The following is a 263-nucleotide window of genomic DNA, read 5'->3' as shown; positions in this document are numbered from 1 at the left end:
TTCCAAGGCTCCTACCTATCCTGTACAAACTGTACCAACATCCAATATCAAGCTACAGTAAAGCTCCATGGGGTCTTTCCGTCCTGTCGCGGGTAACCTGCATCTTCACAGGTACTATAATTTCACCGGGTCTCTCGTTGAGACAGTATCCAAATCGTTACACCATTCGTGCGGGTCGGAACTTACCCGACAAGGAATTTCGCTACCTTAGGACCGTTATAGTTACGGCCGCCGTTTACTGGGGCTTCAATTCAGAGCTTCTC

At 48.7% G+C, this 263-nt stretch carries 1 rRNA gene; it reads right to left on the bottom strand.

Features of this window, described 5'->3' with window-relative positions:
- Positions 1-263, bottom strand: a 23S ribosomal RNA gene (locus SAZ04_RS22305); the annotation flags it as partial.

The sequence above is a fragment of the Halalkalibacter lacteus genome, from assembly GCF_036663595.1.
In the GTDB taxonomy this organism is placed as follows: Bacteria; Bacillota; Bacilli; order Bacillales; family Bacillaceae_D; genus Halalkalibacter; species Halalkalibacter lacteus.
This window is presented reverse-complemented; position numbering and strand designations above follow the sequence as displayed.